Source organism: Bradyrhizobium acaciae (assembly GCF_020889785.1).
In the GTDB taxonomy this organism is placed as follows: domain Bacteria; phylum Pseudomonadota; class Alphaproteobacteria; order Rhizobiales; family Xanthobacteraceae; genus Bradyrhizobium; species Bradyrhizobium acaciae.
In genome coordinates this window covers 19,187-40,905 of the sequence record NZ_JACMYK010000047.1, presented here as the reverse complement: position 1 = coordinate 40,905, position 21,719 = coordinate 19,187, and the positions used below count along the sequence as shown (strand labels likewise).

At 62.5% G+C, this 21,719-nt stretch carries 17 protein-coding genes, 1 tRNA gene and 1 pseudogene; 7 read left to right on the top strand and 12 right to left on the bottom strand.

The genetic code is table 11. From position 1 onward, the window contains the following. The first annotated feature begins 38 nt into the window (after positions 1–38). Entirely contained in the window at positions 39–359 is a 321-nt protein-coding gene (locus H8A92_RS19475) for a hypothetical protein (protein WP_229197259.1), read from the top strand. Between the two features lie 40 nt (positions 360–399). Here H8A92_RS19475 and H8A92_RS19470 read toward each other — a convergent pair. Then, a tRNA-OTHER gene (locus tag H8A92_RS19470) sits at positions 400–514 on the bottom strand. A 63-nt stretch (positions 515–577) separates the two neighbouring features. On the opposite strand from H8A92_RS19470, the pseudogene H8A92_RS19465 reads away from it, so the two are divergent. Next, positions 578–757 (top strand): annotated as a pseudogene (locus tag H8A92_RS19465) (integrase); the annotation flags it as partial. Between the two features lie 280 nt (positions 758–1,037). Here the strand turns inward: H8A92_RS19465 and H8A92_RS19460 are convergent. From H8A92_RS19460 to H8A92_RS19430, 7 genes are all read right to left on the bottom strand, one after another. Then, on the bottom strand, positions 1,038–2,240 hold the full coding sequence (locus H8A92_RS19460) for an ABC transporter substrate-binding protein (RefSeq protein ID WP_229197258.1): 1,203 nt from the start codon (positions 2,238–2,240) through the stop codon (positions 1,038–1,040). A gap of 90 nt (positions 2,241–2,330) precedes the next feature. Then, positions 2,331–3,101: an enoyl-CoA hydratase/isomerase family protein gene (locus H8A92_RS19455; RefSeq protein WP_274613409.1), complete on the bottom strand. Its 771-nt coding sequence runs from the start codon at positions 3,099–3,101 to the stop codon at positions 2,331–2,333. Positions 3,102–3,130: 29 nt separating this feature from the next. After that, positions 3,131–5,131 (bottom strand): acetyl/propionyl/methylcrotonyl-CoA carboxylase subunit alpha, encoded by a 2,001-nt coding sequence (locus H8A92_RS19450; RefSeq protein WP_229197256.1) that lies wholly within the window; start codon positions 5,129–5,131, stop codon positions 3,131–3,133. A 16-nt stretch (positions 5,132–5,147) separates the two neighbouring features. Continuing rightward, the gene (locus H8A92_RS19445; protein WP_229197255.1) at positions 5,148–6,755 is read right to left on the bottom strand and encodes a carboxyl transferase domain-containing protein; all 1,608 of its coding nucleotides are present in this window, start codon (positions 6,753–6,755) and stop codon (positions 5,148–5,150) included. 206 nt (positions 6,756–6,961) lie between these two features. Then, positions 6,962–7,378, bottom strand: coding sequence for a Zn-ribbon domain-containing OB-fold protein (locus H8A92_RS19440; protein ID WP_229197254.1), 417 nt, complete (start codon positions 7,376–7,378; stop codon positions 6,962–6,964). After that, positions 7,378–8,559 carry a thiolase C-terminal domain-containing protein gene (locus tag H8A92_RS19435; RefSeq protein ID WP_229197253.1) on the bottom strand — a complete coding sequence of 394 codons (1,182 nt, stop codon included), beginning with the start codon at positions 8,557–8,559 and terminating at the stop codon, positions 7,378–7,380. The genes H8A92_RS19440 and H8A92_RS19435 overlap by 1 nt, the downstream gene beginning before the upstream one ends. Next, positions 8,556–10,229, bottom strand: coding sequence for a class I adenylate-forming enzyme family protein (locus tag H8A92_RS19430; RefSeq protein WP_229197252.1), 1,674 nt, complete (start codon positions 10,227–10,229; stop codon positions 8,556–8,558). The genes H8A92_RS19435 and H8A92_RS19430 overlap by 4 nt, the downstream gene beginning before the upstream one ends. Position 10,230: 1 nt before the next feature. Between H8A92_RS19430 and H8A92_RS19425 the strand changes: the two genes are divergently transcribed. Continuing rightward, complete coding sequence (locus tag H8A92_RS19425) at positions 10,231–11,040, top strand: enoyl-CoA hydratase/isomerase family protein (RefSeq protein WP_229197251.1); 810 nt, start codon at positions 10,231–10,233, stop codon at positions 11,038–11,040. Between the two features lie 101 nt (positions 11,041–11,141). On the opposite strand, the gene H8A92_RS19420 is transcribed toward H8A92_RS19425, so the two are convergent. Beyond that, positions 11,142–13,088, bottom strand: a complete 1,947-nt coding sequence (locus tag H8A92_RS19420) for an AMP-binding protein (protein ID WP_229197250.1) — start codon at positions 13,086–13,088, stop codon at positions 11,142–11,144. 69 nt (positions 13,089–13,157) lie between these two features. Here H8A92_RS19420 and H8A92_RS19415 point away from each other — a divergent pair, with 69 nt between their 5' ends. Then, positions 13,158–13,970, top strand: coding sequence for an enoyl-CoA hydratase/isomerase family protein (locus tag H8A92_RS19415; protein ID WP_229197249.1), 813 nt, complete (start codon positions 13,158–13,160; stop codon positions 13,968–13,970). Between the two features lie 6 nt (positions 13,971–13,976). Here the strand turns inward: H8A92_RS19415 and H8A92_RS19410 are convergent, their stop codons facing one another. Then, positions 13,977–14,777, bottom strand: coding sequence for a TetR/AcrR family transcriptional regulator (locus H8A92_RS19410; RefSeq protein ID WP_229197248.1), 801 nt, complete (start codon positions 14,775–14,777; stop codon positions 13,977–13,979). Positions 14,778–14,886: 109 nt separating this feature from the next. Beyond that, entirely contained in the window at positions 14,887–15,522 is a 636-nt protein-coding gene (locus H8A92_RS19405) for a TetR/AcrR family transcriptional regulator (RefSeq protein WP_229197247.1), read from the bottom strand. 140 nt (positions 15,523–15,662) lie between these two features. Between H8A92_RS19405 and H8A92_RS19400 the strand changes: the two genes are divergently transcribed. The 3 genes from H8A92_RS19400 to H8A92_RS19390 all read left to right on the top strand — a co-directional run bounded on the left by H8A92_RS19400 (position 15,663) and on the right by H8A92_RS19390 (position 20,207). Next, positions 15,663–17,606 carry a class I adenylate-forming enzyme family protein gene (locus H8A92_RS19400; RefSeq protein ID WP_229197246.1) on the top strand — a complete coding sequence of 648 codons (1,944 nt, stop codon included), beginning with the start codon at positions 15,663–15,665 and terminating at the stop codon, positions 17,604–17,606. Between the two features lie 183 nt (positions 17,607–17,789). Continuing rightward, positions 17,790–18,914, top strand: coding sequence for a cytochrome P450 (locus H8A92_RS19395; protein WP_229197245.1), 1,125 nt, complete (start codon positions 17,790–17,792; stop codon positions 18,912–18,914). A 30-nt stretch (positions 18,915–18,944) separates the two neighbouring features. Beyond that, the gene (locus H8A92_RS19390; protein ID WP_229197244.1) at positions 18,945–20,207 is read left to right on the top strand and encodes a thiolase family protein; all 1,263 of its coding nucleotides are present in this window, start codon (positions 18,945–18,947) and stop codon (positions 20,205–20,207) included. Positions 20,208–20,424: 217 nt separating this feature from the next. Here the strand turns inward: H8A92_RS19390 and H8A92_RS19385 are convergent, their stop codons facing one another. Beyond that, a complete protein-coding gene (locus tag H8A92_RS19385; RefSeq protein WP_229197243.1) occupies positions 20,425–21,696 on the bottom strand; it encodes an MFS transporter in 1,272 nt (423 codons plus the stop codon). Between the last annotated feature and the right edge of the window lie 23 nt (positions 21,697–21,719).

The following is a 21,719-nucleotide window of genomic DNA, read 5'->3' as shown; positions in this document are numbered from 1 at the left end:
GCTTGCGCAGGTTGATAGCCGGCGAATGGAGGAATCCAATGATCCGCGCCACTTGCCATACCGCGGACAACGTCCGCTGCATCGAGTTCGATGCCACACCCTGGTTCAACGAGGCTGACGCTCCGAGCATTATCGATTTGGCTCAACGAGGATGGACCAGCACCGCAATTGCAGATTCCCTCGAGCACCGACAAGGATACGAACGCTTGCACGATCTCGTTGAGTATGCGGCGAAGCGACTGCAATTGGAATCTCTGGAGGACCCAACCTGGGAAACCTTCGAGTGCGTCGTCGATGAACCCGAGGCTGTCGCCTGGCTCGAGAAGAACCGTCCCAACGTTGCGGCAAGAATCCCGTAAGCCGCAGCAAGGGCACGATTGGTCGGCGGTGAGGCGGAAATGGCGCACCCGACACGATTCGAACGTGTGACCTTTGCCTTGGGAGCAAGATAACGTGCCCATCCGAAAAATGCGAAGGATCAAGGATCTCACCAAAGCCGACATCCACAAGGTCCTCAAGGACATCATGGCCGGAAAGACCCGGGTCTCGGTCACACCTATGCCGTCGAGGCAGGCACGACACGGCGCTCATCATGGCCGCGGACACGATCTCGAGTTACATTCAAGGGCTGCTTGACGGCATCGAATTCAAGCAGACCGCCTACGCGTTGGATCGTGATTCACGAAATGCCACTTTGGCTCGCTTCCTGAAGAGAGTTTCCGATGGCGTAGACAACGAGTATCGGTTGGCCGCATAGTCATGGGCCACAAATCAGATCGTGCTTGGTGTCCATTACGGCTATACGCCGCGCCAATGCGGCTGGCGGTCCGAGTTGGGATCAATGCGAATGGAAGTCTTCTCGGCTGCGCCGCATCAGGCCCGAGATCGTGCCCAATGCGCCACCAAGCGTCGCGTTCATTTGGCTGCGGCTGGAACCAAGCTCCAATGGCGCCGGACAACTGCTTGTCGAGCCGGAGGTCGTCCGTGCCTCAATCATGGGCGTCGGCCGTTGCCTCGCTTGCCAGACCTCAATCGACTCACTTCTTCAAAAGTGCGCATTTGGATTCGCTGACGGGCCGATACGCGTCCTCGCCCTTGATCGTCTTCACGATCTCAAGGTAATCCCACGGCTCTTTGGACTCGGACGGCTTCTTCACGCGCGCAAGATACATGTCGCGGACGACTCGACCATCCTCGCGGAGCTTGCCGCCATGTACGAATGCGTCGTCGATCGGTAGTTCGCGCATCTTGGCCATCACCGCGGCCGGGTCGTCGGTGCCGGCCGCCCGGATCGCCTTGAGATAATGCAGGACCGAGCCGTAGACACCGGTGTGGATCATCGTCGGCATCACCTTGGTTCTGGCAAAGAATGCCTTCGACCATGCCCGCGTCTTTTCGTCCATGTTCCAGTAGGAAGCCGTCGTCATGTAGGTGCCTTGCGCGGCCTGCAGGCCGACCGCGTGCACGTCGGTGTCGAACATTAGCAGCCCGACGAGCTTCTGGCCGCCCCGGACCAGGCCGAACTCGCCGGATTGCTTGATGGCGTTGTCGGTGTCCTGGCCGGCATTGGCGAATGCCACCACATCTGCCTTGGAGTTCTGCGCCTGCAGGACGAATGACGAGAAATCGGCCGTGTTGGTCGGGTGCCGCACGTTGCCAAGAACCTTGCCGTCGAGTTCCTTGATGAAGCGCGTTGCATCCTTCTCGAGCTGCTGGCCGAAGGCGTAATCGGCGGTGACGAAGAACCAGGACTTTCCGCCCTGGTTGATGACCGCGGATGCCGTTACCTTCGAGAGCGCATAGGTGTCGTAGGCGAAGTGAACGGTATTGGGACTGCAGAGTTCGTCTGTCAGCGAACTCGCGCCCGGTCCGGAGAGTAGCGCGATCTTGTTGCGCTCCCTGACCATGTTGTGAACGGCGATCGCGATTCCCGAGTTCGGAATGTCGGCGACAGCATCGACCTTGCCGTTGTCGAACCAGTCGCGGACGATCTGCAAGCCGACGTCGGTCTTCATCTGGTGGTCGGCGCTGACGATCTCGATGGGCTTGCCGAGCACCATCGGGCCAAACTCCTCAACGGCCATTTTGGCCGCCTCGACCGAGCCGGGGCCGCTGTTGTCGCGTCCCCAGCTCGAAAGGTCGGTCAGGACGCCAATCCGGACGACATCATTCGAGATCTGCGCGGAGGCTGTGGATGCGGTCGCCGCCACGATGGCCAGGGCCAGGAAATGCTTCTTCACGTGTTCTCCCTCGTTTTGTTGTTGGACAGTGGTGTCGCTCGCCACGCGGGCACGTGGCGACGATGGTTGCGATAGGGGCAGGTGTTACGGCTACTTCTTGTCGAATCGCGGCGCGCGCTTTTCACGAAATGCAGCGATGCCTTCACGTGCATCTGCATGCGTCAGCAGGAACGGGAAGCCATCGATTGCATGGCGCATCTCGTCGCCCCCGAGACCTCGGTTGTAGAACGATTTTGCCATCTGCACGGCGAGGCGGGGTTGCGATGCAATGCGGTCCGCGAACGCAAGTGCTTCGGCAAGTAGCGCGTCGTCGGGAACCACGCGGGACACGATGCCGAGGCGACATGCCTCCTCGGCGCCGACGGGATCGCCGAGCATGCTCATTTCCTTGGCCTTCGCGCGTCCGACGATGTCACCCAGGCGTACGATGGCGAAACCCGGCAATATCCCGAGCTTGATTTCCGGAACGGCAAAGCGGGCACTCTCCGCTGCGATGATGAAGTCGGATGCGATCGCAAGCTCGAAGCCGCCGCCAAAGGCAATTCCGTTGACCGCGGATATCACCGGCTTGAGAGCACGCTCGGGGGCGGTGAGAACATTCATGGCTTCGATGAAGAACGCGCGTGCCTTCTCCGGATCAAAATCGAAGTTGCCGATATCGGCGCCCGCACAGAATGCCTTGCCGCCGGCGCCGGTGATCACGGTCACGCGAATCTGGTCGTCGTGATCGGCGCGCTTCAGGCCTTCGAGAATGCCTGCACGGATGCCGATCGTCAGTGCATTAAGTTTGTTCGGCTCGTCGAGCGTCAAGACCGCGATCTTGCCTCGGACCTCGTAGTTCACGCTTCCCAATCGCAACATGTTCATCCCCGAATTGTCCTGAAGACCGGTCATTGCGGGACCGCATCCGGTTCGACAACGGCTACAACGGCGTTTCGCTCGACGGTTTCGCCAGGCTTGAAGTGAACCGCGGTCACGATGCCATCCACCTCGCTGGCGATACGGAGCTCCATCTTCATGGATTCCATGACGACGGTCGCATCGCCCGCCTTCACGCGGGAGCCGACGGCGACATTGACCTTCAACACCATGCCCGTCATCGGAGCGCGCAGCTCGCCGCTGATCTCGGCACTCGTGCTGATGTACCTGAGATAGGGGATGGCAGTCATCGTATGCGCGCGACGTGGATCGTGTACGAAGATGGCGTTGTCTTTCTGGCGGATGCGCACGGTCTCGCGTTGTGAGCCTATCTCGGCGACAAACTTGTCGTCCTCGATCGGCGAAAGCTTCACCGCAATCCGGTCGTCGTTGACGCCGATCAGCATCGAACCGTCAGGCTGCAGCGGAGCAAAGCGGATTTCTGCGCTAGCCCCGGCGCTCTCGAGGTGTAGGATGGGGATCGGCGACATCCCGTCGCCCCCGATTCCCATGTGCCAGCCGGTCAACCCGCTGGATCGCCACGGGCCTTCGGACAGGGTCTGGCGCTGGCGGATCATCCAGAAACAGGCTCCCAGCGCCAGCGCTCCCGCGTCGAGGCCATCGGTCCGGTCCACCAGTGCGTCGATTTCTTCATCGATCAGGCGGGTATGGAACGTAGCGCTTCGGGTCGCGGGCAGCGCGATCAGCCGTCCGAGAAACTCGCGATTGGTGGTGACCCCGAAGATCGAGGTCTCGTCCAGCGCGCAGCGAAGCCGGTCGAGCGCCTCATCGCGGGTCCCGGCATGCGCAATCAGCTTGGCCAGCATCGAGTCGTAATAGGGCGTAACGGTCGAGCCGGTCTCGATGCCGGTCTCGACCCGGACGTCGCTGCGGGGAAAGCAGACGTAAGCGAGATCGCCGGTGGAGGGCAGGAATCCATCATTCGGATCCTCGGCGCAGATGCGAGCTTCGACGGCGTGCCCGCGGCAGGCGACGTCCTCCTGCGCAATCGGCAAGCCTTCACCGGCGGCGATGCGGAGCATGGTCTCGACGACATCAATGCCCGTCACCATTTCGGTCACGGGATGCTCGACCTGGAGGCGGGGATTGACCTCGAGGAAGTAATAGTCAGTGCCGCTGACGATGAATTCGACGGTGCCGACGCCGCGATAGTTGAGACGGCGTCCGAGCCGGACGGCGTCATCAAGGATGCGCTGACGTAGCCCGGGCGACAGGTTGGCGGCGGGAGCCTCCTCGATCAGCTTCTGGTGACGTCGCTGGAGCGAGCATTCGCGCTCGAACAGATGAATAACGTTACCGTTGCCGTCTCCGGCGATTTGCACTTCGAGGTGCCGGCCGCGCTGGATCAGCTTTTCGACGATGAGCCCTGCGTCGCCAAAGGCATTCTTTGCCTCGCGCATCGCCGACTCGATCTGGTCGCGCAGTCCGTCGAGAGACGAGATGGCCCGCATGCCCTTGCCGCCACCGCCCGCGGCTGCCTTCAACATGACGGGCAGTTCGATCTGGCGGATTGCGTGTTCGATTTCGGCGGGGTCTTGGCTCGGAACCTTGCTGCCGGGCACGGTCGGAACGTCGGCAGCGACTGCCTCACGTTTCGCGGATGCCTTGTCGCCGAGCCGTTCGATCGTCTCCGGGGTAGGTCCGATGAAGACAAGGCCGGCCGCCTCGACCGCACGGGCGAAGGCTGCGTTTTCGGCGAGGAAGCCGAAGCCCGGGTGGATCGCCTCGGCGCCGGTGGCCTTGGCGGCGGCGATCACGGCATCAATCCGCAGATAGCTCTCCGAGGCCGGCGCGGCGCCGATCTCGATGGATTCGCCAATGGTCTTGACGTGCAGGGCGTCGGCATCCGCGGTGGAATGGACGCCAGCCACCGCAACGCCAAGACGTCGGCAGGTGCGGGCGATACGGCAGGCGATTTCGCCTCGGTTGGCGATCAGGATCTTCTTGAACACGGTGGATCTCCTGCGTCTACATCCGGAACACGCCGAAATCGGTGCGCTGGTGCGGGATCCTGCCGGCAAGGTCGAGCAGCAACGCCATCACGCTGCGGGTTTCGAGCGGGTCGATCACCATGTCGCACCAGGTGTTGCGGGCGAAATTGTAGGCATTGGCGAAGGCTTCGAAGGTCTGCCGGGTCGGCGCCATGTAGGCCTCGCGTTCGGCGTCCGTCCACGTCGTGCCCTCGCGCTTGTGCACTTCATCGCGAACCATCGCGAGCGTGGTTGCGGCCTGGTCGGGACCCATGATCGCGGAACGGGCATTGGGCCACATCATCATGGCGTTCGGCCGGAATGCGCGGCCGCACATCGCGAGATATCCGGCGCCGTAGGCGTTTCCGATGATCAGCGTGTATTTCGGCACGTTGGCGCTCGCCATCGCCGTCACCATCTTCGCCCCGTTCTTGGTGATGCCGCCTTCCTCGGCCTCGCGGCCGACCATGAAGCCGGTGACGTCGGCCATGAACAGCAGCGGAACGTCGCGCTTGCAGCACAGCTCGATGAAGTGCGTCGCCTTCAGCGCGCTCTCGGAGAACAGCACGCCGTTGTTGCAGAGGATGCCGATCTCGAAGCCCATGATGCGTGCGAAGCCGGTGATCAGGGTGTCGCCGTAGAGCGGCTTGAACTCATGGAATTCGCTGCCATCGACGAGACGGGCCAGGATCTCGCGATTGTTGGTGGGGACGCGGGGATCCGCGCTGATCAGGCCGTAGATCTCGGCCGGATCGAACAGGGGATCGCGTATCGGGCCGATGGTCCAGGTCTGCTTTGGGATCTCGCCGAGATTGGCCACGATCTCGCGTGTGATGGCGATCGCGTGCGCGTCGTTCTCGGCGAGATGATCGGTGACACCGCTGACGCGGCTGTGCATCTCGCCGCCGCCGAGCGCCTCGATGCCGACTTCCTCCCGCGTGGCCGCGTAGACGAGCTGCGGGCCGCCCAGGAACATGGCGCCCTGATTTCGGACGATGACGGTCTCATCGCAAAGCGCGGGTATGTAGGCGCCGCCGGCGGTCGAAGGACCGTGCACGATCGCGATCTGCGGGATGCCTTCGGCGGACATCCGGACCTGGTTGTAGAAGATCGAGCCGAACTGGCCGTCGTCGGGGAAGATGTTGGGTTGATCGGGCAGGTTGGCACCTCCCGACTGGACCATGGTCACGCAGGGAAGCCGGTGCTGCCAGGCGAAGCGCTGGGCGCGGACGTGCTTCTTGCAGGTGATGCCGTAATACGTCCCTCCCTTCACGGTGGGCTCGTTGGCGATGATCATGCACGGGCGGCCGGAGATCATCCCCACGCCGGTGATGATGCTGCCGCCGGGCGGTACGCCGTCATACAGGCCTTCACCGGCGAGCTGACAGAACTCGAGGAACGGTGATCCGGGATCGACCAGGGCCGCGATCCGCTCGCGCGGCAAGAGCTGGTCGCGCTCCTTGTGGAGCTTGCGTGCCCGTTCGGGTCCGCCGATCGCAGCCGCGGTCCTGCGTCGCCGAAGATCGGCAATGCGCTCGGAGTAGGCGTCGCGGTTGCGCGCGTATTCCTCACGCGAGGTGACGACGTCCGATTTCATGATTGCCATTGCGCGTGTCCCTGGCTGTTCGGCGAGCCGATCGACGGCTTGCCAATGTTATTGCGGATTGCTCTGCAGCTCAGCGCGCCCTTCGGCATCCAAAGGTGCGCCTGTCTGCGGGTCGGTTTGAAATCCATCCGTCGGTCATCCTGTCATAAATCTAACAACTGTTAGAATTGGTCGCGCGGCGATGTAAGAGGAGTTCATGCAAGTGTTTAGGCTTTCCGGAATCGCGGCAGCGTGATGTCTTCGGAGACGCTCTCGAAGGTCAGCTCGACATCCATGTCGAAGGTGACGTCCTCCGGGCTGCTTCCCGTCAAGGTGCTGATCATCCGCGGCCCTTCCGCAAGCTCGACGAGCAACACTGCGTAGGGAACGTCCGCCTTGAAGGCCGGGCCCGGCGCGCGATGCACCACGCTGAAGGAATGGACCTTGCCGCGGCCACTTGCCGGCTGATGATCGAGCTCCTCGCTGCCGCACTGACGGCACGTCGCCTGCTGATAGTACTGCACGTGTCGGCATCTGCGGCAATGCTGTAACAGCAGCCTTCCCTGCTGCAGGCCGCGCCAGAACGCAGCCGTGTCGGCGTCCGGCGCAGGGAGGGGTTTTCGGACGGCGTTTTCCTGCGACATCACAAGGCCTCCCGTGTGCCCAGAATGGTGCTGGCGTTGGTCGCAAACCCTGCGCCGAGGCTGTGGACCAACCCAAGCTGCGCGCCCTCGACCTGCCGGTCGCCGCACTGGCCGCGCAGCTGCGCGATCACCTCATGGAAGTGGAACAGGGAGCCAGGCATTCCGGAATGGGCAAATGATAGGAGGCCGCCGTGGGTGTTGGAGGGGATCTTGCCGCCATAGGTCATCTGTCCGTCGGCGACAAACGGTCCGCCTTCTCCCTTGCGACAGAAGCCGAGGTCCTCGAGCATCATGATCACCGTTCCGGTGAAGCAGTCGTAGATGCCGGCGACATCCATGTCCGCCGGCCGGTAACCGGCCATGGCGTAGGCCCGCTGACTGGATTCGACTGCGCCCGTCGTGGTGAGGGACGGCATCAAGAAGATGTGCTCATGGGTGTAACACTCGCCGCAGCCGAGGATGTAGACCGGCTCCTCGATGCCGAGCGCCTGCGCATGTTCGGCGGAGACGAGGACGAACGCCGCTCCGCCGTCCGAAATCAATGAACAGTCGAGCTTGTGGTAAGGCGTCGTGACCATCGGTGAGGCCAGCACGTCCTCGACCGTGATCGGGGTGGTCTGTTGTGCGCCTGGAGTCCGCGCGGCGTGCCGCCTCTGCACGACCGCGACCTCCGCGAGTTGCTCTGGCGTGGTGCCGAATTCCTTCATGTGCCGGTGTGCGGTCATGGCGAAGGTGTTGGCGACGGGGATGCCGAACGGCATCTCGTACTGCTGATCCCGGCTCTCAGTGAGCGAGCGCAGTGCGAGGTCAGGCGTCAGTCCGGTCAGAAGACTGTCAGCCGCGACAACCAGCACGACCTTGGCAAGGCCGCCGTGAATGGCAGCGGCGCCTATGCTGAACATCGTCGCCGCCGTGGCGCCGGACACCTGCAGCGTGTTGGAAAAGGTCGGGCGGATCCCGAAATATTCGCTGAATGCGACGCTGAAGCGGTGGAACGGAGACGCGAAAGCGTGGCTCGAGAGGACGCCGTCCACTTCGCTCTTGTCGATTCCGGCATCGGCAAGCGCGTTCCTGGCGGCCTCAGTCGCAAGCGATAGCGGGCTGCGGCCCGGCACCTTGCCGACCGCCGATAGTCCGATGCCGATGACGGCGACCTTTCCTCGAAGACTGGTGTCGCTCATGTTGAAGCCTTCAAGAGACGTTCGAGTTCGTGGCGTTGGACCTTGCCGCTCGTGGAGCGGGGAAATTCGCTAAACGCGATGAAGCGGAATTCGCGCGGCCGCTTGTAGCCGGCCAGTTCGCGGCGGCACAAATCGGCGAGCTCGGCCTCCGAGAGCCTGGCATCCTCGCGGCAAGCGACAAAGGCGACCGGTGCCTCTCCCCACTTCGCGTCAGGAGTGCGCACGACCGCGACTTCCGTGATCCGCTCGTCGCCCAGCAGCACGCGCTCGATCTCGGCGGGATAGATGTTCTCGCCGCCCGACTTGATCAGGTACTTGGCGCGGTCGACGAAATCGAGCGATCCGTCCTGGTTGCGCCTGAACACGTCGCCCATGTGAAACCAGCCGCCGCGGAAGTCGTGCGCGTTGGTCTCGTCGGCCTGCCAATAGCCGGAGAACAGCGTGGGGCTGCGGATGGCCAACTCGCCGGGCTCGCTGGCCGCGACCTCGTTGTCGGATGGATCGACCAATTTGATCTCGCAGAACGCGTTCTGCCGCTTGGACAGGGTGGTCGGCACGTCTCCCGGAGCGATCAACGCCCTGGTCGCCGGCGGCAGGCCCGTCTCGGTCGAACCGAAGCTGTTGAGATAGGGGGCACCGAGCAGCTCGGTCACTGCGGCGATGGCGTGCAGGGGTACAAGATCCGCCATGGCTCCGCAGACCTTCACGCCCTTTACTTTAGTACGTTGCGTCTTGAGGCCGTCGACGAAGGCCTCGACCATGCCGGGGATCAGCACCAGCCAGCCGATGTCGTGCCGCGATACGGCCGTCAGCAGCGGCTCCAGCTGGAACCCATCGACCACAATGACCGTTCCGCCGCGCAGCAGTGTGGCCAACGCGTGATCGGTCGAGGCCATGTGGAACAGGGGCGTCCATGCGACGAATGTATCGTGCGGCGCGATGCCGAGCTCGGACGAGAATACCAATGCGCGCATCACCATCGCGCGGTGGGAAATGACGGCGCCCTTCGGCAGGCCGGTCGTTCCGCTGGTGTAGAGAATGACGAGTCCGTCTTCGGGCTGTGCCACGGACGGGGGAGCGCGGCCATCCAGCCGCGCAAGCTCGCTTTCATACTGAGGCCCGATCTCCAGGATCGGGTGGGCCCTGGCGGCCGGCGGGAGGTTTGCCGCGAGATCGCCTTCGATCACCAGCAGCTTGGGTGACACCAGCTCGATGCAATGGGCGAGTTCGCGGTCCGACAATCGCCAGTTAAGGCAGGCCGTAATGATCCCCAGATTGGCCGCCGCCAGCTCGATCTCGAGATATTCCGGACGGTTTCGCGACAAGAGGCCAACGCGGTCACCCCGCCGCAAACCCCGCGCGGCCAGTGCGGCGGTCAGGCGCCGGACCCGGTCGAGCAGCTCACCATAAGTCATGCACCGGTCGCGGTGTTCGATCGCGATCCTTCCGGCATGCAGCTCGGCGCAGGCGCCAAACAGCGCACCGACGGTTCCAATACCCGACACGGCGCCAATTGGGGGATTGAACTCGGTGACCATGGACGTTTCCTCGAGCGCTGCCTTCCGACAATCTTGTTCCGAACGCGGCGCTTGCACCGGTGGACGACAAAATCTAACATCTGTTAGAAATATTTGATAGCGCTTCTTATGCGCCAACAGCGGGAAGATCAACATGTCTAATCGATACGCCGCCTACACCAGGCTGAAGCTCGACTATCCGGCCGAACGCATCCTGAGGATCACCTTCGATCGTCCCGAGACGTATAATTCCGTCGACGCGGAGACCCATACGCAGCTTACCCACGTCTGGCGCGACATCGACAGCGATCCCGACATCAACGCCGTGATCGTCACGGGCGCGGGAAAGGCGTTCTCCGCCGGCGGTGATTTCGAGCTGATCAAGTCGCTGCTCGACAATCCGGCGGCGCGGATGGCCACCTGGAAGGAGGCGAAGGATCTCGTCTACAACGTCATCAACTGCAACAAGCCGATCATCTCGGCCATCAACGGCGTTGCCGTGGGAGCCGGGCTGGTCGTGGGGATTCTCGCCGATGTGTCGATTTGCGGCAAATCAGCGCGGATCGTCGATGGACACACGCGGCTCGGCGTCGCGGCGGGCGACGTCGCCTGCATCATCTGGCCGCTGCTCTGCGGATTGGCGAAAGCGAAGTACTATCTGCTCACGTGCAAGCCGCTGTCGGGCGAGGAGGCCGAGCGGATCGGGCTGGTTTCACTCTGCGTGGACGATGCGGAGCTCCAGAAGATCGCGCTTGAGACAGCGCAGGATCTCGCCACCGGTGCGCAGAGCGCGATCCGCTGGACCAAATACGCGCTGAACAACTGGCTTCGCGTCAATGGGCCACTGTTCGACACGTCGACCGCGCTTGAAATCCTTGGCTTTGCCGGCAATGAGGCGCGCGAGGGATTGGCCTCTCACCTGGAGAAGCGCAAGCCCTCATTCCCGAAGGATTGCCCGATCTAGTCGCGATCGGTTCGCGTCAAGACAACTGATCCGATCGGTCGCTTTGACGTTGGTCGCTACGCGAAGCGGCAACCGCTTCGCGTAGCGAACGCTGGGGGGCGCTAGCCCTTGAGCCTAAGCCGGATATGCGCGATGGCCTCGGGGTTGGCGAGCGCCGACAGATCGCCGGGATTCTTGTCCTCGAACACGGCGCGGAGCACGCGGCGCATGATCTTCATGTTGCGCGTCCTCGGCAGATCGTTGACAAGCAGAACCCTTTCCGGGCGGTACGAAGCGCCCATACCGTGCACCAGTGCCTGCGACAGTTCTTCGGACAGGACGTGGGACTCCTCAAGTCCTGCGCTCGGCACGCAGGCGCACACGATCGCCGAGCCCTTTACCGGATGAGGGATGCTGAAGACTGCGGCTTCCGCAACCTTGCCGGTCGCGGTCAGGACACCTTCCAGCTCGGCTGGGCCGACGCGCTTTCCCGAGATCTTGATAGTGTCGTCCGAGCGGCCGAGAATGTAGTAGAGGCCGTCCTTGCCGCGCATGGCAAAATCGCCATGCATCCAGATCCCGGGGATCGTACTCCAGTAGCTCTCGAGATAGCGCTGATCGGCCTTCCACAAGCTCTTGGTAAGCCCGATCGATGCGTGCCGCATGACGAGCTCGCCGACCTCGCCGTCGCCGACGCGGTTACCCGCCATGTCGACGATATCAGCTCCGACCCCGAGCGCCGGCCGGGAGAACGAGCACGGGTTCATCGGGTGGTTCGGCGTGCCGGTGAAAATACAGCCGCCGACTTCGGTGCCGCCGGAGATGTTGATGATCGGGATCTCCGACTTGCAGACGTGCTCGAAGAACCATCGCCACGGCGTCTCAGTCCAGGCCTCGCCGCCCGAAGCGGTGATCCGCAGGCTCGAGAGGTCGTATGTCTCGACCTCCTCGCCGTATCGCATCATCCCGCGCACGATGGTCGGCGACACGCCAAGATAGGTGACCTTGTGCTCAGCGATCAGGCGCCAGAAGCGGCCCGTGTCGGGATAATCCGGCGTGCCCTCCGCCACCAGCAGCCTGCCGCCGGCGAAGCTTGGGATGCAGGCGCACATGGCGCCTACCATCCATCCCATATCACTGAAGAAGAAGAACAGATCGGTCGGCTTGAAGTCGCCGCAGATGATCATGTCCCGCGTGACCATCGAGCCGATGAAACTGATATGCGTCCACACGCAGCCCTTCGGTTCGCCTGTCGTGCCCGAGGTGTAGAGCAGGATGGCGGGATCCTCGGCGTCCATCTCTGCGGTCGGTAGGTCAGCGCCGTCCCGGGCGATATCGTCCCACCAGTGGTCTCGTCCGGCGTGCATGGGCGTGTCGATGCCGAGGCCGCCGCGGTTGGCCACGATCACGTGCCGGACGCTCGGCGCCGTCTCCAGCGCCTCGTCGAGAACCGATTTCAGCGGTGCCGGAACGCCGCGGCGCCAGGTGCCGTTCGCGGTGATGACCGCCTTCGCCTCGCCGTGGTTGAGCCGCGACCGGATCGGGTCGGGGCCAAAGCCCGAGAACAACGGCATCACGATCGCGCCGATCTTCAGGATTGCAAAGAAGGCCACGAAGGTTTCCGGCAGGTTCGGCATGTAGATGGCGACGACGTCGCCTTTGCCGATTCCAAGCTTGGAGAGGCCGGTGGCCAGCCGTCCGACGGCGTCGGCAAACTCGCCATAGCTCAATTGCCGCTGGTCGCGCTTGTCTTCGCCTTCCCAGACGAGAAAAGGCTGGTTCCAAACTGCCGTGCTGCGGTGCTTGTCGATGCAATTGAGGACGATGTTCGTGGTCCCGCCGACGCACCAGCGCGCCCAGGGCTCGCCTCGCGCAAGATCCAGAATCTTGTCGGGGCTGCGATAGAAGCGAACGTCGCAGAACTTGAACACTTCCTCCACCAGCCACGCCGGATCGGTGTTCGCCTTGGCCGCCAGCGTATCGTAGTCGTGCTGTCCGGTGGCGCGAAGGAACGCGCTCAGGTTGCTCTTCTCCACGAGTTCCGCGGGGGGCGTCCAGAGATACGTCATCTTGTTTCCTCCTGCTTCAAGAGCTGCGCCATCTTCTTGCATTTGGCGTCCGGCGATGTATTCTAACAAATGTTAGAATTCAAGGAAGAAGATATCGTGGCTGACAAAGAGCAGGTCCGCTATTCGGTCGAGGATGGAATCGCGACCGTGACCATCGATCGTCCCGAGCGCAAGAACGCGCTCTCGGTTGAGGCGATGAATGGCCTGACGGATGCGTGGAACAAGGCCGAGGCGGATCCCTCCGTCCGCGTGATCATCCTGACGTCCGCAGACTGCGGTGTTTTCTGCGCGGGGCTGGATCTGAAGCAGGCTGCTGAGATCCGGGCGAGGGACGGGGTGGATATCCTCACGCGGATGCGTGATCCCATGCAGAACGCGATGCGGACGGTCTCGAAGCCGATCATTGCCGCCATGACCGGATCCCTGATGGCTGGCGGAATGATGCTTGCGCTGAAGTGTGACCTGAGGGTCGGCTTGCGCGGCGCCCGTGCCGGGATAACCGAGGTGAAGATGGGGCGCGGGTCTCCGTGGGCGGTACCGATGCTTTGGATGCTACCGCAGCCGCTGCTGATGGAGATGGTTCTCACTGGCGAGACCGTGCCAATCGAACGGCTGGCCGAGCACGGTTTCGTCAACTCCCTCGAGGACACCCCGCAGGCCGTCCGCGAGCGCGCGACTGAATTGGCACAAAAGATCGTCGAGGGTGCACCGTTGTCGGTCAAGGCAGCCAAGGCCAGCGTGCTTGCTGCGATGGATCTGGGGCTTGCGCAAGGCCTGGTCGAGGCCGAGCGGCTTCATGTCGAAACCTATGCAAGCCTCGATGCCATCGAAGGACCGAAGGCGTTTGCGGAAAAGCGCAAGCCGGTCTGGCACGGCAGGTGACTTACGTCAGGGCTGGCGAACGCCCTCAAAGATCAGCAACTCGGTGCGATGGGCTAGCTCAAGCACGGCGTCCCGATTTTCCAGCCTGAACCACTCGATGGTCCAGTTCAGTGCGCCAATCACAAACATGCGCAACGGCACCACCTCCATGTCGGCCCGGATCTCGCCGGCGCGCCGGGCATTGATGAAGAGTTGGTCCCAGTATTCTGCGTATGCACGTCGCAGCGGCCGGTGCGGCTTCTTCAGCTGTTCAGGCAATTGCCCGTAGATTCGAATGTTCGCCGAGGTGAAGTCACTGGTCTCGAGCAGTGCGACGAGATGAGCCTCGATCGCAAGGCCGATCCGGCGCCGATGCGATACCTTCCCTGCCCGCTCGACAGCGTTCCTGACCGTCTCGAAGACGTGGCGGAGGCCGCGGTCCAGCACCTCGTCGAGGATCTCCTCCTTGGAATCGAAGTGATAGTAGATACTGCCGGCCTTGATCTTCGCCCTCGCTGCGATCTGGCGCAGCGTCGTGGCGGAAAATCCCTGGCGGCGAAACAGCTGAGCCGCGGAGTGCAGGATGAGGTCTCGCGACCGCTCGGACTTGGACGTCGCTGCTGTGGGACCTTTGTCGGGTTCGCCTTTGCGTCTCCGGCTCGTAAGTGAGCTCTTGGGTTGGCGCGCCGCCGAACTCGGGCCAGAACGATCACCGGAACGCGAGAATGACCGCGCCGTCTTCATGGCTATCACAAGCTCCGTGTCGACGTACTGGGCTGCCGATTCGCGCAGCCAATGATCGCTCTCGAAGCAGATTCTGCAGAGCATGGCAATGCCTGCGAGATGCCGTGCAGCCGGTCTGTCGTCTCTCTCGGGGAGCCACAAGGAACTGGTCGCCGAGACCACGCAGGAGCTTCGACGTCGCTGAGCAAGCCCTTCACGCCCGGCGAAGGACGCCCAACAGCTTGCGCGCAATGCTTGTCGGGGTGTCGCCACCGGGCCGGTACCAGGTGATCGCCCAGTTCATCGACCCGAGCAATGCGAGCCTAAAGAAGCGGAGGTCGGTTCCGGCCGGCAATTGAAGCTCCGCGATCAGTTCCTTGAACAAGGCCTCGTAGCTGTCTCGCAGGGGAACGACCTGTTCCGGCATGCTATCCCTCGCGAGATGCGAGACTAACACCGCGGCGAAGCGATTCTGATCCAGCAGGCCCTGCATATGCGCAATGCAGGCCGCCTCGAGACGGGCCCATGGTTCGGCACGGCTCGCCACGGCGGCTTTCACCGCGTCCAGCGATTGGGCTACAGCGAATGAATAGACCGCGACGAACAGATCCTCCTTGGATGGAAAGTGATGGTACAGCGAGCCCGGCAAGATGCCAACGGCCGCGGCGATGTCCCGCATCGATGTGTTCTCGTAACCCTTGCTGCCGAACAGCCGCGCAGCCTCGTTGATGAGGATCTGGCGACGGTCGTCCGGGAGCTCCTGCCGCTTGTCGACACTGCGCGATCGGCGTGGAGCCTTTGGGCGTGGAGTTTGGGCGGCGGTACGGGCGCGTCGGCTTTTCGCAATCATCTGACATCGTTCGGAATTCGGATGGACCATCGTCTTACCTGACCGAGGGAAGGCCGTCGAGGATAGTTGACCAAACAAACGACTGTTTGGTACACGTAGGCCGGCAGATGCCATCCGGCATACGACGGCGAACAACCGACTTGGTCGAAAAGGAAGGAAAAATGGGGGCCTGGGAAGTCAAGGGGCTGGCGCTGGGCGTCTGCAAGTCGTGGCGTGATGGCTATCCGGAGCTTGCCGCGCAGGTCACCAAGATAAGAGCTCCGGTTGGGCGCGGGATCGCGTGGGAAGGCACGGAGATTTGGGCCTATCGCGATCGGCCGCACAGCATTTCGGAGTGCCTGGCTGCCAATATTGCCCGCCGGCCCGATCGTGAGGCCTACGTTTTCTATCCGGGCGGCCAAAGGATGACTTGGCGCGAGGTCGGGGCGCAGGTCGACCTTGCCGCTGCGCGATTGCAGCGCGAGTTTGGTTTCAGGAAGCGTGACAGGCTCTGCCTGTTGACGGCCGGATGCCCGGAGTACGTGATTAGCTATCTGGCGGTCATTCAACTCGGCGGCGTCGCGGTGCCGGTCAATCTCGGGCTTACCGCAGAAGGGCTCGCGGCCCAGATCAAGAAGGTTGGAGCCCGGGGAATCGTGGTCTCGCCCGACGTCTGGAGCGGCAAGCTGGAGCCGCTGCGGGCTGGTCTGGACAGTGTGGAGGTGGTGTTCGCCACCGGTGACGAGGCGCCGGCCGGGACTCTTCCGTTCTCGCAGCTCATCCAGCCGGGCTTCGATCGGGTGCCGGTCGGGCCCGTCGATGAATGGGATCTATGCGCAATTTCGTTCACGTCCGGAACGACGGGTGTGCCGAAAGGCACGATGGCGATGCACATCAACGCGATTGGGTGTGCGCAGAACGTCGTGGTGGCCGCGAAGGGGCTCGGAGAGGACGACGTTAACCTGTGCATGCCGCCATTGTATCACAACACCGCGGTCTACGCGGATTTCCTGCCCGCGCTGCTGAGTGGCGGCAAATGCGTGGTCATGGCAGCGTTCGCGCCGCTTGACGCGATCAAGCTGATCGAAGCTGAACGGGCCACGTGGGCCGTGGCGGCGCCGATCATGCTCTGGATGATGATGAACCATCCGGAATTTCGCAATCACGACTGCTCGACGCTCAAGAAGATCATCTTCGGCGGTCATGCCTCGTCGGAAACCTTTATCAACCAGCTCAATTCCGAGTTTGCGCCGGTCGCCATGGTGAACGCCGGCTCTGTTTCGGAGAGCACAGCGCTCGGCTTTGCGCTGCCGACCGAAGACGCGATACGCAAGATCACGAGCTGCGGTCTGGCAACACCGAACACCGACATCGCGATCTTCGACGATGACGGCCACGAGGTGCGCGAGCCAAACGTGATCGGCGAAGTCGCATATCGCGGTCAGCAAACCAACGCCGGATATTGGGAGGAGCCTGGCAAGACGGCCGAGGTATTCCGACGCGACGGTTTCGTGCTGTCTGGTGATTGGGCAAAGATCGACGAGGATGGTTATCTCTGGCTGCTCGATCGCAAGAAGGACATGGTCGTTCGCGGCGGCCAGAACGTCTACTGCATCGAGGTCGAGAACAAGCTCTACCTGCACGCCAAGGTGCTGCGCGCGGCCGTGGTGGGCGTGCCCGATCATGTCTTCTCGGAGCGTCTGAAGGCGGTGGTGGTGCTCAAGCCGGGCCAAATCGCAACGGCGGATGAGATTCGCGACCACTGCGCGCAGTACCTGGCCAAGTACGAGACTCCCGAATACGTCGTCTTCGCCAGTACCCTGCCGACCAATCCCGCGGGCAAGACCCTCAAGACGTCACTGGTCGATTTCTGGGGCGAAAGCGGCAACTCAGCGCTAGCGCGGTTCGCGGCGTTCACCGCCAGCATGCCCGCTCCGCTGATGGACATGCCGCATCTTAAACTCGGCGACAGCCCAATCACGCCGCGCGATGCACTCTCGGAGCTGGAAGCGAATACAGAGAAGGGTCTGCGCATTGCGCGCGTGATCGACGAGCAAGGTGTCGCCGCGCTGACCATGCCGAACGAGGCCAGATTCCGCAAATGAGTGCCCAATCGGCCCCTCTTGCGGGGCTGCGATGATGCCCGGCAACCCGCGTCGATGTGCGCCGAACGAAGAGTATGTTGAACGATGCTGAACCTTGACTTCGCTGATCCACAGACCAACGCCGACCCCTTTCCGCTCTTCGCGCAACTGCGGAAGGACGATCCGGTTCATTGGTCTTCGGCTATGAAGGCCTGGGTCATCACGCGCTACGAGGACGTGAAGCGCGTGGCGGTGGCCAATTCCGACATGTCCGCGGATCGATTGGCGCCGTTCTTTGCGGCGGCGCCGGCGGAGAGCCGGAGTAGTTATGCCAGCCTGATGACCTATCTCGGAAACTGGATGGTTTTTCGTGACCCTCCCGAGCACACGCGCCTGCGTCGCCTCTTCACCAAGGCATTCACGTCGCGTTCGGTGAAGGCGCTGGAGCCGAACGTGGAGCAGATTGTCGGGCTGCTGTTTGACGAGATGGAGCGCAAGTCGGCCTCGGGGGAGATCGTCGATTGGATCGCCGATTTCGCCTATCCATTGCCGGCTACCGTGATGATGGACCTGCTCGGCGTCCCCCGGGAGGATTTGCTGCTGGTCAAACACTGGTCGGATGATATCGCGCTGTTCATCGGGACGTCCCGGGCGACTGCGGACAAATATCTGCGCGCCGAGGCCGGTGCAAAAGCCATGGCAGGCTATTTTCGCGACATCGTTGCGCAGCGCAAAATAGATCCGCGCGACGACATCATCAGCCAGATGGTGTCGGCGCGGGAGGAACAGGAGGCGCTGAGCGATGATGAGGTGATCGCGACATGCATCCTGCTGCTGTTTGCCGGACACGAAACCACGACCAATCTGCTCGGCAACGGCATTTATTATACGATGAAGTCGCCGGAACAGTGGGAGCGCCTCAAACGCGATCCTGCGCTGGCCGAGCCTGCCGTCGAGGAATGGCTGCGCTATGACGGTCCGAGCGGCGCCCTCGCACGTGTCATTACAGCGGACGTCGATTTCGGCGGCCGGAAGCTCCGCCAAGGGCAGAGGTTGTTCGCCTTCATCAACGCGGCCAATCGTGACCCCGAGCAGTTTCCAGATGCGAACCGCTTTGATGTCGGCCGATCGCCCAACGCCCATTTGACTTTCGGGCATGGCATTCATTTCTGCCTTGGCGCCCAGCTTGCGCGGCTCGAGGGGCAGATCGCGCTGCGTTCGTTGGTCGCGCGCTTTCCCGGAATCGCGCTGGCGACTGCGAGCTCACCGGAATGGAAGGATTCACTCATTCTGCGCGGCCTGCAATCGCTGCCGGTCCGCTTGCGCTGATCGGATCGAAGTCAAAGGGAGTTGAATCAGATGGGAGAGATTCCCGAAGTCTATGTCGTTGGGACGGCTTGTACCGCCTTCGGAAAAAAGCCGGAGACTGGCTTCAAGGAGCTTGCACGCGAGGCCTACCTTGCCGTCCTGGCCGATGCCGGAATCGAGGATGGACGCGACATTTCGATGGCGTGGTTCGGAAACTGCGGCATGGGCACATTCGGGCAGCGCAACATCCGCGGGCAGGTGTGCTTCTCCCCGCTGGTCCGTGACAAGCTGTTTCCCGAGCGGGTACCGATGATGAATGTCGAGGGCGGTTGCGCGACGGGATCACAGGCGTTTCATGGCGCGTGGAAGGATATCGCGTCGGGCGATGCGCAGCTCTCGCTCGCCATCGGCGTTGAGAAGACATTCGTTCCGGACGATCCGGTGCAAACCCAGCAGATTTTCGACGGCGGCATCGACCGGCTGGATCCGGACGAATGGCTGGCCTACTACGAAGATGCCGGCAGGAAGTGCGGCAAGCCGTTCATGCTCGGCGACAAGCGCGGCACCATCTTCATGGATACCTATGCCATGCAGGCGGCGTACCACATGAAGCGTTACGGCACCTCGCAGCGCCAGATTGCGGCAGGCGCGGCCAAGAACCACGTACACGGCAGCCTCAATCCTCTTGCGCAGTATCGCTTCAGGATGACGGTCGATGAGGTGCTCGCAGACCGTGAGATCAGCTACCCGTTGACGCGCAGCATGTGTGCGCCAATCGGCGACGGGGCTGCGGCCGCGCTCGTCTGCTCGAAGGACTATCTCGTTGCGTTGCCGAGCAACGTGCGGGACCGCGCAGTCAAGGTTCGCGCCAGCACCATGTCAGGCGGAAAATATCGATCGTTGGACGAGCCCGGACTGTCGCGCATCGCGGCCGATCGCGCGTACAAGATATCGGGACTCTCACCTTCAGACATTGACATAGCCGAGGTGCACGACGCGACATCGTTCTGTGAGCTCTATCAAGCCGAGATGCTACGGTTCTGCGCGGAAGGGCAGGGAGGCGCCTATGTCGGATCCGGCGCCACTGCGCTTGGCGGGGAACGCCCCATCAATCTGTCCGGAGGGCTCGTCTCCAAAGGGCATCCCATCGGCGCGACCGGCTTGTCGATGATCCATGAACTGGTCTTGCAACTGCGCGGAGAGGCTGGCGAACGGCAGGCAGCAAAGGCGCGAATTGCGCTTGCCGAGAACGGTGGGGGCGTCGTCGGCTTCGACGAGGCTGCGTGCGCGATCACGATCCTGGAAAAGCAATAGCCTGGTTGATCGGCATGATTCACTCGCCAGCCCCAGTCGAACGCGCGGCCTTTAACGGATCTCGTGTAGATGCGATGCGTCGTGGTGCGGGCACGATGCTTGCCATACTCAATATCGTCCCCAGGATTTGTCGTCGACAAATATTGCCAGCGTCACCGGGTGTTCGGTATTGATTGGCTCCTGCGCATCAAATCTCGCTCAGCGCTTTCAGTCGCCATTATGCACGGGCAGGCACGCGGATTGCCGAAGCAAGCTGCTGCGCTGAGAAGAATGCGGCGAGCGCAAAGAAAGCTCCCGAGCCGATGCCGATGAAATCGGTTGCCAGAACGACGTGCGTCAGCGGCGCGGAAACGCCCTGCGCCACGAGCACGTCGACCGCTCGGCCAGCCGCCAGGTTTCCGATGGCGATCGCAAAGACATTGATGCACAGCATCGTGAACCCGGCCACCGTGGAACGCGTCTGGGCCGGCGCCATGGCCATGATCGCAGCATTTGCCGACCCATAGCAGGCCAGTGGCAGAAAAAATCCAGCGCACATGCCGACATAGAACGTCCAGGAACCCGGAGCGACGAAGCGATAGGCGACCATTGGGACAGCGCACATCGCAATAAGCAGCACGATGACAGCCGGATGGCCCCCAGGAAGTCGACGCGCCAGGCGATCGCCGACGACGCCGCCGATGACAGACCCCATTCCGCCAAACAGCAACTGGAATGTGCCGATGTGCGCCGCGACAGACGACGCGTCCATGCCTCTCTCCTTCACCATCCATAGCTGCGTGAACGACAGACCGGCGAAGAGGATGTGAAGCAAGACGAACCCGATGATCAGGAACAACAGCGGCGGATGGCTCCGCATCAAGCCCAGCACCGCGCGGACTTGCTGAACGAACGGTGCGCCGCGCTCGTGAGTCATGGTCTGGCTGCGATGCTCCTTCAGGAAGGCCAGCAGCACGGCGATGACGATCCCCAGACCTCCCAAGGCATAGAACGTTGAGCGCCAACCAAGCGACGCTCCGAACGTGCCGGCGAGCAGGAAGCTGGCGCCGATCCCCATGGGAATGCCCATGAAGAAGATGCCCATGATCGTGCTGCGCTTCTGCTCAGAGAACAGTTCCGTCAGGATTGAAACGGCAGCAGGCACCAGGGCCGCTTCGCCGCTGGCGACGAAGAAGCGCGCCAACGCCATCTGCTCGAAGCTCTGGGCGTGACCAGAAGCCCAGGTGCAGAGGCTCCAGATGAACACGCCGACGGCGATGATGCGCGTGCGGCTAAATCGGTCGGCCAGCGACCCGAGAAAAAGGGCCATGAAGCCGAAGCTCAGGACCCACACCACTCCCACGAGAAAGCCATACTGGGTGTTGCTGATCTTGAGGTCTGCGATGATCTGCGGCGAGAAGCCCAGCAGCATGTTGCGGTCGATGTGAGCCAGTACGTGAATGACCAGCAAGCCGGCCAGCACCGTGGCGGGGGACTTCTTCCAGAGCATTCCCGTCTCCAGTAGCATGTTGG